Origin of the sequence: Actibacterium sp., assembly GCF_041584535.1 — a bacterium.
Lineage (GTDB): Bacteria > Pseudomonadota > Alphaproteobacteria > Rhodobacterales > Rhodobacteraceae > Actibacterium_D.
In genome coordinates this window covers 1-12,156 of record NZ_JBFHDW010000043.1, presented here as the reverse complement: position 1 = coordinate 12,156, position 12,156 = coordinate 1, and the positions used below count along the sequence as shown (strand labels likewise).

Genomic DNA, 12,156 nt, shown 5'->3' with positions numbered 1-12,156 from the left:
GATATAGACCGGCAATCCGACGATCAGGATGACCAGCGACCAGCGCCGGCGGGCTTTATAGGACAGCGCCATCAGTCAGCGAACGGGTCGGTGACGAGGATGGTGTCTTCACGCTCGGGGCTGGTGGACAGCAGCGCCACCGGACAATCGATCAGTTCCTCGACCCGGCGCACATACTTGATCGCGTTCGCCGGCAATTCGGCCCAGCTGCGCGCGCCTTCGGTCGATTCGGACCAGCCCGGCATTTCCTCGTAGATCGGAATACAGCGCGCTTGCTGATCTGCGGCGGTCGGCAGGTAATCCAGCCGCTTGCCGTCCAGATCATAACCGACGCAGATCTTCAGCGTCTCGAACCCGTCCAGCACATCGAGTTTGGTCAGCGAAATACCGTTGACGCCCGAGGTCGCGCAGGTCTGGCGCACCAGCGCCGCATCGAACCAGCCACAGCGGCGCTTGCGGCCGGTGGTGGTGCCGAATTCATGGCCGCGCTCGCCCAGACGCTGACCGTCTTCGTCCAGCAGCTCGGTCGGGAACGGGCCTTCGCCGACGCGGGTGGTATAGGCTTTGACGATGCCCAGCACATAATTGATCGAGCCGGGGCCGATGCCGACACCAGTCGCCGCCTGCCCGGCGATCACGTTGGACGAGGTCACGAAAGGATAGGTGCCAAAGTCGATGTCCAGCAGCGCGCCCTGCGCACCTTCGAACAGGATGCGTTTGCCCGCCTTGCGCTTTTCGTTCAGCACTTTCCACACCGGTGCGGCATAGGGCAGGATCTTGGGCGCGATATCCTTTAGTTGCTGGATCAGCGCGTCGCGGTCGACGGCCTCGATCCCCAGCCCCCTGCGCAGCGGGTCGTGATGCTGAAGCGCGCGATCGACGCGGGCGATCAGGGTCGCCTCGTCCGCCAGATCGGCAACCCGAACCGAGCGGCGGCCAACCTTGTCTTCATAAGCCGGGCCGATGCCGCGACCGGTGGTGCCGATCTTGGTGCCTTTCGAGGCCGCTTCTTCGCGGGCCCGGTCCAGTTCGCCATGAATCGGCAGGATCAGCGGCTTGTTCTCGGCGATCATCAGGCTTTCCGGAGTGATTTCGACGCCTTGCGCACGCACGGTCTCGATCTCGTTCACCAGATGCCACGGGTCCAGAACCACACCGTTGCCGATCACCGACAGTTTGCCGCCACGCACCACACCCGAAGGCAGCGCATGCAGCTTGTAGACTTTTCCGTCGATTACCAGCGTATGACCGGCATTGTGACCCCCCTGAAAACGGGCGATGACATCGGCCCGTTCAGAAAGCCAATCCACGATTTTGCCTTTTCCTTCGTCTCCCCACTGGGCGCCGACGACGACAACATTGGCCATAGTTGATCCTTGCGAATAGAGGAAAACCCGCCACCGTATAGACCCGCGCGCGGGGCAAGCGCAAACGGGATTTTCATCCAGCCCCGCGCGTGGGGCTGGACAGGGCCGCAACATTGCGGCACGACAGGAAAAAAGCCGGAGGGACAGATGACGGGCATCTTTCTGCGCTGGGTGTTTGCATTTGTGTTGGTCCGCGCGACATTTAACCCGACCGAGTGGAACTATATCCAATGGGTGCGCCGCACCTATACGGAAGAGTTGCCGCTGACCGTTCTTCTGGGTCTGATCCTGTTCATCGGTTACGTGATCTATCTGCGGGCGACTTTGCGCTCGATCGGCGGCTTTGGCATGTTTCTTGTGGCGGCGCTGATCGCGGCCCTGATCTGGGTGCTGATCGACTGGGGCGTGCTGTCGCTGGAACATTCCACCCTGAACATGTGGCTGGGCGTTCTGGCGATGTCGATCGTTCTGGGCATCGGCCTGAGCTGGAGCATGGTGCGCCGCAAACTGTCCGGTCAGTTCGATATTGACGACGTAGACGAGTAACCACAGCGCAACGGGGGTTGCGACCCGGCGCACTTGCGCCTAGATAGACCCGTCACATTTAGCCCCGGACCCGCGCCGCCATGGAAAACGTCATTCTTATCGTCCATCTGATCCTCGCCCTGTGCCTGATCGGTATCGTGCTGTTGCAGCGCTCCGAAGGCGGCGGCCTTGGCATGGGCGGCGGTGGTGGCGGTGGCGCCATGTCCAGCCGTTCGGCTGCGACCGCGCTGGGGAAACTGACCTGGATCTTTGCGATCGCCTTTATCGTCACCTCGATTGGCCTGACCATCATCGCGGCCGAGAAATCGGCGGATAGCTCGGTTCTGGACCGGCTTGGCCCCGCGGCTGAAGCCCCGGCCGAGGAAACCGCTCCGGCGGAAACCGGCACCGACCTGCTGCCGCCCTCGACCAAGATCGACCCGAACGCGCCGCTGACCCCGCCGCGAGCCGAGTAACACCCGATGATTGCGGCGCTGACCCGGCTGGATTCCGCAATTCGCGCCGGGTTGGTTACGCTGAACGGGCGCCGCCTGATCTGGGCGGCGCTGATCGCCTGTCTGGCGGCACTGACATTGATCCCCGGTCAAAGTGGCCTGCCGATCACCGACCGTGACGAAGCCCGCTATGTCACCGCCAGCAAGCAGATGCTTGAGACCGGCGATTTCATCAATCCTCAGAATCTGGACAAGCCGCGCTGGAAAAAACCGGCGGGGATTTATTGGCTGCAAAGCCTTGGCGCCAGCGCCACTGGCCAAGGCGCCGAGGCGCCGAACTGGGCCTACCGCCTGCCGTCTTCGCTGGGCATTCTGCTGGCGGGTCTGTTGACGATGTGGGCCGTCGCCCCCGTTGCCGGCGCCAGCGCTGCCGGGATCGCCGGCATCATCGTCGTCACCAGCTTTCTGACGGTGTTCGAAGGCCATATCGCCAAGACCGACGCCGCGCTATTGGCCGCGATCACCCTGACCCAAGGCGCGCTGATCCGCTGCTTGCACACCCCCGCCACCGCGCGATTCGGGCGGTATCACGCGCTGTTCTGGGCAGCGTTGTCGCTGGGCGTGCTGATCAAGGGGCCGATCATCCTGATTGTCACCGGCGGCACGTTGCTATGGCTGACCATCGCCAAACGTTCGCTGGCGCCGCTGCGCAGTCTGAAACTCTGGCCCGGGCTGGCGCTGTTCGCCCTGCTGACCGCGCCGTGGTTCATTGCCATCGGCATTGTCACCGATGGCGGGTTTTACGCCGAATCCGTCGGCAAGGACCTTGCGGGCAAGGTCGGCAACGCCTCCGAGGGGCACTCGGGCCCGCCGGGCTATTATCTGGGGCTGATGTGGGTCACGCTGTGGCCCTGGGCGGTTTTGCTGCCGCTGGCCGCGGGCTGGGCGTGGCGCAGCCGCCGCGAAGAAGCGCTGATCCTTGCCGCCGCATGGGTGATCCCGATGTGGCTGGTGTTCGAAATCGTCAGCACCAAACTGCCGCATTACATCCTGCCCGCCTTGCCAGCGCTGGCGATGATTGGCGCGATGTGGCTGATCAGCCCGGCGGTTGAACGGCGTTCGAATATCGGTCTGCGCCTCGTTGTGACGGTGCTGTTCCTGTTGGGCGCGGTGGTGATGTGCGGCCTGACCGCCTATGCGCCGATGCATTTCGAAGACCAGTGGGCCGCGCTGCCGCTGATCGCCGCGATTGCCGGGTTCATGGTGGCGCTGTTGGCGGCGCTGGCGCTGGTTCTGGCCCGGCCGCATGCCTTTGCCGGGCTGGCCCTTTTGTCAGGGCTGCTGGTGTTTCCGGTGCTGTTCGGCAGCACCCTGCCCGGCCTGCGCAGCCTGTTCCTCAGCCCGCCTTTGGCGGCGGCGCATCTGAAATATCAGCCCTGCGCGCCGCAACCGGTCCGCGCCACCGGCTATATCGAGCTGAGCCTTGCCATCATCGCCGGCACCGACACGCGCTTTATCTCGCCGGATCAGGCGGCAGAATTGCTGGCCACCGGCCCCGATGGCACCCGCGTTCTGGTGCAAACCACCGATCCGGCCACCCTGCCCGATCTGGAATCACGTGCGGGCACGCCGCTGGAAAAAATCGAAACCGTCACCGGCATCGCTTATAATGTGAATGACAAACGCCGCGAATATGGCCTGATCGCCCGCAAAGACGACCCGGTTCTGCGCGAATGCCGTTAAAAACAACGGCCAGCCAGCCGTTGCGGAAAACCTGAAATACCCCACATCATATTGGGCCTCTGCCCTTGTTCGATCCGGTTTCTTCGGGTATCTGATGAGTCCCGTGGGGAAGGCTTAACCGCCATGTTGCGCCCGCAAAAATAACATAAAAACCGCGGGGAAAATCTCGGTATGGCACGGTATATTTTCATCACCGGTGGTGTGGTCTCATCGCTTGGCAAAGGTCTGGCTTCGGCCGCCCTTGGCGCGTTGCTGCAAGCCCGCGGGTATTCTGTGCGTCTGCGCAAGCTTGACCCCTATCTGAACGTTGATCCCGGCACGATGTCGCCGTTCGAGCATGGCGAGGTTTTCGTCACCGATGACGGCGCCGAAACCGATCTGGATCTGGGTCATTACGAGCGTTTCACCGGCGTCGCCGCCCGCAATACGGATTCGGTCAGCTCGGGGCGGATCTATTCCACCGTGCTGGAGAAAGAGCGCCGCGGCGACTATCTGGGCAAGACCATTCAGGTGATCCCGCACGTCACCAACGAGATCAAGGAATTCCTGAAAATCGGCGACGACGAAGTCGATTTCATGCTGTGCGAGATTGGCGGCACCGTCGGCGATATCGAAGGCCTGCCGTTCTTCGAGGCGATCCGCCAGTTCAGCCATGACAAGCCGCGCGGCCAATGCATCTTTATGCACCTGACGCTGCTGCCGTATCTGGCGGCCTCGGGCGAATTGAAGACCAAGCCGACCCAGCACTCGGTCAAGGAACTGCAATCCATCGGCATCGCGCCCGATATTCTGGTCTGCCGCTCGGAACAGCCGATCCCTGAGAAAGAGCGTCAGAAAATCGCGCTGTTCTGTAACGTGCGCAAAGAGGCGGTCGTGGCCGCCTATGACCTGAATTCGATTTACGAGGCGCCGCTGGCCTATCACGCCGAGGGTCTGGATCAGGCGGTTCTGGATGCGTTCGAAATCTCGCCCGCGCCCAAGCCTGACCTGTCGGTCTGGCAGGACGTGGCCGACCGCATCCACAACACCGATGGCGAAGTGAATATCGCCATCGTCGGCAAATACACCCAGCTTGAAGATGCCTATAAGTCGATCAAAGAGGCGCTGACCCACGGTGGCATGGCCAACCGGGTCAAGGTCAACGTCAAATGGGTCGACGCCGAGGTGTTCGATCACGAAGACCCCGCCCCCTATCTGGAAGGCTTCCACACCATTCTGGTGCCCGGCGGCTTTGGCGAACGCGGCACCGAAGGCAAGATCAAGGCGGCGAAATTCGCCCGCGAGCGCAAGATCCCCTATCTGGGCATCTGCCTTGGCATGCAGATGGCGGTGATCGAGGCTGCCCGCAACGTCGCCGGTCTGAACGATGCCGGGTCCGAGGAATTCGATCACGAGTCCGGGAAAAAACGTTTTACCCCCGTTGTTTATCACCTCAAGGAATGGGTGCAGGGCAACCGCACCGTCGCCCGCAAGGTCGATGACGACAAGGGCGGCACCATGCGTCTGGGCGCTTATTCGGCGACGCTGAAGGAAGGCTCGAAAGTGGCCGGTGTCTATGGCGCGACCTCGATCGAGGAACGCCATCGTCACCGCTATGAGGTCGATATCAAATACCGCGAACAGCTTGAATCCAAGGGGCTGTGTTTCTCAGGGATGTCGCCCGATGGTCGCCTGCCCGAGATCGTGGAATGGGCCGATCACCCGTGGTTCATCGGTGTTCAGTTCCACCCCGAGCTGAAATCGAAACCCTTTGCGCCGCATCCGCTGTTTGCCGATTTCGTGCGCGCGGCGGTCGATACCTCGCGGCTGGTGTAAGATGTGGCGCGCGGCCTGCCTGATCTGGCTGGCCGCGTTGACGCCCGCACATGCGCAATCGCTGCTGCCGCTGCCCTATGAACAGGTCGAGGCCGGCACCCGTGGCCGCATTGATTTCAGCACCCTGCCCGACAAACCCTATCCCGGTTACAATCTGGATCAGGGCTATGCTTTTGACGGCGGCCTGATTGGCCAGCATTTCAGCGGTCAAAGCGTCGAGGCCTTGGCGAAGGGCGATGATCTGTTCGATGCGCTTGGCCCCGGCGCCGCAACCGCGCCGCTAAAGGTCGAGATGGGACCGCCGGGTCAGACGCTGTCGATCTCGCTGCACCGGGTGTTCGGGTCGAACGCGCTGTATCCGCTTGGCCCCACCGGACAACCCCAACCCGATGCGCGCGGCGAAGGCATGGTCTCGATCCTGTTTCACCGCGACATCTGCCGGTTCGGGCTGAAGGTGCATACCGAATATCTGGACGATCTGGGCACCAATGCCGAACATCGCGGCGCGGTCGAGCTGCGCTTTCTGGCCCGCGACGGCGACCTGATCGCGGCGGTGCATCTGGACTTGCCCGGCGGCGTGTCGCATCTGGGGTTCGAGACCGCCGATGGCGCGGCCAGCGTGGCCGGGGTTCAGGTGCTGAACCGCGACAAGGGCGGCATCTCGATCGACGATATCCGCTTTGGCTGTTTGCAGAACCTCAGCTGATCACGGCAATTTGCCATTGGCCCCGCCCGATGGCCCGCTTATATCTTGTCCATGTTTGCAGAATTCCTCTCCCGCCTGATCCAACCTCAACCCCAGCGGCTGACCGTTTCGGATTCGCGTCTGGCGCTGGCCGCGCTTCTGGTGCGGGTCGCACGGTCGGACGGCAGCTATGACCCCGAGGAATTTCATCGCATCGACCGCATCCTGAATGCGCGCTACGGCCTGCCGCCCGCCGATGCGCTGGCCCTGCGCCAAGATGCCGAACAGCTTGAGGCCGAAGCCCCCGATACCGTGCGCTTTACCCGCGCAATCAAGGACGCCGTGCCCTACGAGGACCGCGAGACCGTGGTCGAGGCGCTGTGGGATGTGGTTCTGGCCGATGGCATCCGCGACCACGAAGAAGATGCCCTGCTGCGATTGGTGGCGAATTTGCTGGGCGTCAACGACCGCGACAGCAATATGGCCCGTAAACGCGTCGAAGCGCGGCGTAACGCTTGAACGCTTTGACCTGATTGGCCATTCTGTGCCTGCAGGCTGACGAGCAGCTGCCAACAAGCACAGGGTATTTCAATGAGCGACTGGCTGATTCAGCATCCCGAGGTGCGCACGATCCGTGTCGCTGCCTGCGACCTGAACGGGCAGCCACGGGGCAAACGCATCCCCACCCGCTTTGCCGGCAAGATCGAGGAACAGGGCACCCGGTTTCCGTTCTCGGTGTTGAACCTCGACATTTGGGGCGAAGACATCGACGACAGCCCGCTGGTCTTTGATTCCGGCGATCCCGACGGCGTTCTGAAACCGACCGAGCGTGGTTTTGTGCCGATGCCGTGGCTTGAGGCGCCGACCGCGCTGTTGCCGCTGTGGATGTTTCACGAAGACGGCCGCCCGTTCGACGGCGACCCGCGTCACGCGCTGGCCCGCGTGGTTCAGCGCTATGCCGATCTGGGCCTGACGCCGGTGGTGGCGACCGAGCTGGAATTCTACATGATCGACGACAGCGGCACGCGGCTGCGGGTGCCGCCGTCACCCAGTTCCGGCAAGCGCCGCCCGGGGGCAGATACGCTGGCGCTGCGGGCGCTGGACGCCTTCGACAGCTTTTTCACCGAGCTCTATGACGCCTGCGAGGCGATGGATATTCCCGCTGATACCGCGATTTCCGAGGCTGGGATCGGCCAGTTCGAGATCAATCTGGTGCATCAACCCGACGCGCTAAAGGCGGCCGACGACACATGGCTGTTCAAGATGCTGGTGCGCGGACTGGCCCGCAAACACGGCTTTGCCGCCAGCTTCATGGCCAAACCCTATGCCGATTACGCTGGCAACGGCATGCATATGCATTTCTCGGTGCTGGACCGGAGCGGCAACAACATCTTTGCCGATGGCACGGCGCGCGGCTCGGATCAATTGCGCCATGCGATCGCTGGCTGTTTGCAGGCGATCCCCGGCTCGGGCCTGTTGTTCGCGCCGCATGGCAATTCCTATGACCGGCTGGTGCCCGGCGCCCATGCGCCGACCGGCATTTGCTGGGCCTATGAAAACCGCACCGCCGCCGTGCGCGTGCCCGGCGGTCCGGCGGCGGCCCGGCGCATCGAGCATCGCGTGGCCGGGGGCGACATCAACCCCTACCTGATGCTGGCGGGGATTCTGGGCGCGGCTTTGATCGGGCTGGAAGACAAGCTGACCCCGCCCGATCCGGTCAGCGGCAACGCCTATGAGATGGATCTGCCGCAAATGCCCGGCACCTGGGCCGAGGCCATCGCCACCTTTGAGGACAGCGAAGACATGCGCCGCATCCTGCCCGCGGGCCTGATCCGCAACCTTGTCGCCACCAAGCGGCAAGAGCTGCGCTATTACGATGAACTGACCCATTCCGAACAGGTCGAGCTGTATCTCGATACCGTATAACGCCCCCTTGCGGGGCGCCGGGCGCGGGGCTACCGTCAGGGAAACAAGCACATGAGCACCCTATGCTGATCGGCATTTTGCAAACCGGCCACGCGCCCGACGAGCTTCGGGCGGCGTTGGGGGATTATTCCGACATGTTCCGGCAGTTGCTGGCCGGGCGCGGGTTCGAATTCACCGATTTCAACGTAGTCGAGATGGAATTCCCGCCCGATGTCCATGCCGCCGATGGCTGGCTTCTGACCGGCTCGCGCCATGGCACCTATGAACACCACGCCTTTATCCCGCCGCTCGAAGACTTCATCCGCGCCGCCTATGCCGCGCATGTGCCGATGGTGGGCATCTGTTTCGGCCACCAGATCATCGCGCAGGCCCTTGGCGGCCGGGTCGAGAAATATTCCGGCGGCTGGTCGGTCGGGGCCACCGATTACGACATTGCCGGGCAACAGATGACGCTGAACGCGTGGCATCAGGATCAGGTCACTGCCCTGCCGCCCGGCGCGACCGTGCTGGGCAGCAGCGGTTTTTGCCCCTATGCGGCGCTGGCCTATGATGACGACGCGCTGACGGTGCAGGCGCATCCCGAATTCAGCGCCGGGATGATCGACGGGCTGGCCAGCACCCGTGGCAAGGGCGTAGTGCCCGCGCCGCTGTTGCAACAGGCGCATGCCAACCTGAACCGCCCGACCGACAGCGCCAAACTGGCCGATATGATGACCGAATTTTTCCTCAAACCACGCGAGGCCTCCCATGGCTGACTGGACCGACACATTACCCGACGCAGCGCTGGCCTTTCTTGAGGGCCGCCGCCTGGACGAGGTGGAATGTATCGTTGCCGATATCGCTGGCGTTGCCCGTGGCAAGGCCATGCCCGCCAGCAAATTCGGCAAGCAGACGCATTTCTACCTGCCGAACTCGATCTTTCTGCAAACCATCACCGGCGACTGGGCCAGCGTCGAAGGCGAGGCCTTTACCGAACCCGACATGATCCTGACCCCGGACATGTCCACCGCCACCGCGGCCCCGTGGACGGCGGATTGCACACTTCAGGTGATCCACGACATCATGGATCAGCAGGGCAACCCGGTGCCGGTCGCGCCGCGCAACGTGCTGCGCCGCGTGGTCAGCCTGTTTAATGAACAAGGCTGGAAACCGATCGTCGCGCCCGAGATGGAATTCTTCCTTGTCGCCCGCAACACCGACCCCGCCAAAGCAATCGAACCGCCAATGGGCCGCTCGGGCCGCCGCGCTGCCGCCCGTCAGGCCTATTCCATGTCGGCCATCGATGAATACGGGCCGGTTATCGACGATATCTATGATTTCGCCGAGGCGCAGGGGTTCGAGATCGACGGCATCCTTCAGGAAGGCGGCGCTGGTCAGATCGAGATGAACCTGCGCCATGGCGACCCGGTGAAACTGGCGGACGAGATTTTCTTCTTCAAGCGGCTGATCCGCGAGGCCGCCTTGCGTCACGACTGTTTCGCCACCTTCATGGCCAAGCCGATTCAGGACGAACCCGGCAGCGCGATGCATATCCACCATTCGGTGGTCGATATTGCGACCGGACAGAACATCTTTTCCCTGCCCGATGGCGGGGAAAGCACCGCCTTCCTGCATTTCATCGCCGGGATGCAGACCCATATGTCGTCCGCCATCGCGCTGTTAGCGCCTTATGTGAACAGCTATCGCCGCTACGTCCGCGACTTTGCCGCGCCGATCAACCTTGAATGGGGCCGCGACAACCGCACCACTGGCTTGCGGGTGCCGGTCTCGGACGCGGCTGGACGGCGGTTGGAAAACCGCATCGCCGGGATGGATTGCAACCCCTATCTGGGCATCGCGGCCTCGCTGGCCTGCGGCTATCTGGGGCTGATGGAACAGAAATTCCCGCGCGAGGAATTCCGCGGCGACGCCTATGACAGCGACGAGGATATCCCCCGCAACGTGTCCGAGGCGCTGGACCTGTTCGCCACCAACACCGCCCTGCGCGAGGTTCTGGGCGAGGAATTCTGCACCGTCTATGCGGCGGTGAAAGAGCTGGAATACAAGGAATTCCTGCAAGTCATCAGCCCGTGGGAGCGCGAGCATCTGCTGCTGAACGTATGAACCTGCTCTACGCCAACGACCGGCCCGGCGCCTACCCCGACAGCTGGTATGCCGCCACGGCCTCCGCGCCCGGCCCCTATGTGCCGCTGCGCGGTCAGGTCCGGGCCGATGTCTGTGTGGTCGGCGGCGGCTATACCGGCCTGTCGGCGGCACTGCATCTGGCGCAGGCCGGGCTGCGGGTGGTGCTGGTCGAGGCCCAGCGCGTGGGCTTTGGCGCCTCGGGCCGCAATGGCGGGCAGGTCGGCAGCGGTCAGCGGCTGGAACAAGACGCGCTGGAACGCATGGTCGGCGCGGCGGACGCCCGTGCGCTGTGGGATCTGGCCGAAGACGCCAAGGCGCTGATCCATGATCTGTGCGCCACGCATGGTATCGACGCCGCCTATCGCCCCGGTGTCATCCATGCCGATTGGCAGGCCCGCGACGTGCCGCATTCGCACGCCTATGCCGACAAGCTGAACCGCGACTATGGCTATGAGCAGATCCAGCCGCTTGACCGCGCCGCCATTCAGGCGCTGGTCGGCAGTTCGGCCTATCAGGGCGGCACGATCGACTGGGGGGCGGGCCATCTGCACCCGCTGCGGCTGGCCTTTGGGCTGGCCGGGGCCGCAGCGCAGGCCGGGGCAGTGATCCATGACCTTAGCCCGGTGCATCACATCCAGCATGGCGCGACCCCGGTCGTGCAAACCGACAAGGGCCGGGTTCTGGCCGATCACGTGATCCTTGCCACCAACGGCTATGGCACCGGGCTTGACCGCAAACTGGCGGCACGGGTCATGCCGATCAACAATTTCATCGCCGCCACCGCGCCTCTGGCTGATCCCGCCGCGATCCTGTCCCGCGATGTGGCGGTGGCCGACAGCAAATTCGTCATCAACTATTTCCGGCTGTCGCATGACAACCGCCTGCTGTTCGGCGGCGGCGAAAGCTATGGCTATCGCTTCCCCGCCGACATCGCCGCCACGGTGCGCAAACCGATGACACAGGTGTTTCCACAACTGGCCGGGGTGGCCATCGACTATGCCTGGGGCGGGACGCTGGCGATCACCATGAACCGCCTGCCCCATGTGGCGCGGGTGGCGCCGAACGTGCTGTCGGCGGCGGGCTATTCCGGGCACGGAGTGGCGCTGTCGGTCCTGGCGGGCAAGCTGATGGCCGCAGCGACGCAGGGGCAAAACGACGGTTTCGACCTGTTGGCACGGTTGCCAAGCCAGCGCTTTCCCGGCGGAACCGCGTTCAGGTCGCCGCTGCTGGCACTGGCCATGACATGGTATGCCCTGCGCGACCGTGTGGGGCATTAGCCACAGGACATAAAACATTCACAAAAAAGCATTTGGCCGGCGCGGCTTTGTCACTTACACTTTTCTTGAAGGTATAATTAAGAAAAGGCGCAGGTATGACACAGGCTCCCAACGTCTATGACGCAGAACCGATCCCCGAGGCCGCACGCGCCGAAATCGACCGGCTGATGCAGTCCGGCGATCTGTTCCGCTATACCGCCCCCAAAGACGCGCCCGTCGCGCTGCTGGAAGCCGAGTTC

At 63.3% G+C, this 12,156-nt stretch carries 11 protein-coding genes and 2 pseudogenes; 11 read left to right on the top strand and 2 right to left on the bottom strand.

Features of this window, described 5'->3' with window-relative positions:
- Positions 1-72 (bottom strand): annotated as a pseudogene (locus ABYW26_RS03705) (DUF2842 domain-containing protein); the annotation flags it as partial.
- Positions 72-1,367, bottom strand: coding sequence for an adenylosuccinate synthase (locus ABYW26_RS03700; RefSeq protein ID WP_372603447.1), 1,296 nt, complete (start codon positions 1,365-1,367; stop codon positions 72-74). The gene ABYW26_RS03700 and the pseudogene ABYW26_RS03705, both read right to left, overlap by 1 nt.
- A gap of 147 nt (positions 1,368-1,514) precedes the next feature.
- On the opposite strand from ABYW26_RS03700, the gene ABYW26_RS03695 reads away from it, so the two are divergent.
- The 11 genes and pseudogenes from ABYW26_RS03695 to ABYW26_RS03645 form a co-directional block, all read left to right on the top strand.
- Positions 1,515-1,913 carry a DUF6524 family protein gene (locus tag ABYW26_RS03695; protein ID WP_372603446.1) on the top strand — a complete coding sequence of 133 codons (399 nt, stop codon included), beginning with the start codon at positions 1,515-1,517 and terminating at the stop codon, positions 1,911-1,913.
- Positions 1,914-1,993: 80 nt separating this feature from the next.
- Positions 1,994-2,368 carry a preprotein translocase subunit SecG gene (gene secG, locus ABYW26_RS03690; RefSeq protein ID WP_372603445.1) on the top strand — a complete coding sequence of 125 codons (375 nt, stop codon included), beginning with the start codon at positions 1,994-1,996 and terminating at the stop codon, positions 2,366-2,368.
- Between the two features lie 6 nt (positions 2,369-2,374).
- Entirely contained in the window at positions 2,375-4,090 is a 1,716-nt protein-coding gene (locus ABYW26_RS03685) for an ArnT family glycosyltransferase (RefSeq protein ID WP_372603444.1), read from the top strand.
- A gap of 171 nt (positions 4,091-4,261) precedes the next feature.
- On the top strand, positions 4,262-5,905 hold the full coding sequence (locus tag ABYW26_RS03680; protein WP_372603443.1) for a CTP synthase: 1,644 nt from the start codon (positions 4,262-4,264) through the stop codon (positions 5,903-5,905).
- Between the two features lies 1 nt (position 5,906).
- On the top strand, positions 5,907-6,611 hold the full coding sequence (locus tag ABYW26_RS03675) for a hypothetical protein (RefSeq protein ID WP_372603442.1): 705 nt from the start codon (positions 5,907-5,909) through the stop codon (positions 6,609-6,611).
- A gap of 51 nt (positions 6,612-6,662) precedes the next feature.
- Positions 6,663-7,109, top strand: a complete 447-nt coding sequence (locus tag ABYW26_RS03670; RefSeq protein WP_372603448.1) for a TerB family tellurite resistance protein — start codon at positions 6,663-6,665, stop codon at positions 7,107-7,109.
- Between the two features lie 72 nt (positions 7,110-7,181).
- Positions 7,182-8,516 carry a glutamine synthetase family protein gene (locus ABYW26_RS03665; protein ID WP_372603441.1) on the top strand — a complete coding sequence of 445 codons (1,335 nt, stop codon included), beginning with the start codon at positions 7,182-7,184 and terminating at the stop codon, positions 8,514-8,516.
- A gap of 62 nt (positions 8,517-8,578) precedes the next feature.
- Positions 8,579-9,271, top strand: a complete 693-nt coding sequence (locus ABYW26_RS03660) for a type 1 glutamine amidotransferase (protein WP_372603440.1) — start codon at positions 8,579-8,581, stop codon at positions 9,269-9,271.
- Positions 9,264-10,619, top strand: coding sequence for a glutamine synthetase family protein (locus ABYW26_RS03655; protein WP_372603439.1), 1,356 nt, complete (start codon positions 9,264-9,266; stop codon positions 10,617-10,619). The genes ABYW26_RS03660 and ABYW26_RS03655 overlap by 8 nt, the downstream gene beginning before the upstream one ends.
- On the top strand, positions 10,616-11,917 hold the full coding sequence (locus ABYW26_RS03650; protein ID WP_372603438.1) for an NAD(P)/FAD-dependent oxidoreductase: 1,302 nt from the start codon (positions 10,616-10,618) through the stop codon (positions 11,915-11,917). Before ABYW26_RS03655 ends, ABYW26_RS03650 begins: the two co-directional genes overlap by 4 nt.
- A gap of 95 nt (positions 11,918-12,012) precedes the next feature.
- Positions 12,013-12,156 (top strand): annotated as a pseudogene (locus tag ABYW26_RS03645) (aminotransferase); the annotation flags it as partial.